We start from the raw sequence: 584 nt of genomic DNA on the forward strand, positions 1-584 counted from the left end.
GCCAGCCCTTCGTTGATCGCCAGGTTGCCGTTGGTGCCGATGCTGACGTCGCCGGTGTTTTTCACCCCGGTGGTGGTCTTGACCACGTTACCGTTGCCGTCGGTTTCAGTCAGCGTGCCGACTTTCAAGTTGCCGGTATTGTTGAACGCGACCTTGCCTGCCTTGCTGGCGATATCGCCCACGATGTTGCCGTTGTTGCGCAACTCGAAGTCGCCGCCGTTCAGGGCCAGGCCATCGGCGGTGATATTGCCCTTGGCGTTCTGGGTGGTCTTGCCATCGACATTGAGGAACACGTTGCCGCTGGTTGCCAGCCCTTCGTTGATCGCCAGGTTGCCGTTGGTGCCGATGCTGACGTCGCCGGTGTTTTTCACCCCGGTGGTGGTCTTGACCACGTTACCGTTGCCGTCGGTTTCAGTCAGCGTGCCGACTTTCAAGTTGCCGGTATTGTTGAACGCGACCTTGCCCGCCTCGCTGGCAATGTCACCCACGATGTTGCCGTTGTTGCGCAACTCGAAGTCGCCGCCGTTGAGGGCCAGGCCATCAGCGGTGATGTTGCCGTTGGCATCTTGGGTGGTCTTGCCATC

Annotated in this window: 1 pseudogene; it reads right to left on the bottom strand. The window is 60.1% G+C overall.

Annotated features, from left to right (window positions below):
• Window positions 1-584 (bottom strand): annotated as a pseudogene (locus tag HU767_RS28555) (hypothetical protein); the annotation flags it as partial.

The organism is Pseudomonas sp. SWRI179 (assembly GCF_014268705.1).
Classification (GTDB): domain Bacteria; phylum Pseudomonadota; class Gammaproteobacteria; order Pseudomonadales; family Pseudomonadaceae; genus Aquipseudomonas; species Aquipseudomonas zanjanensis.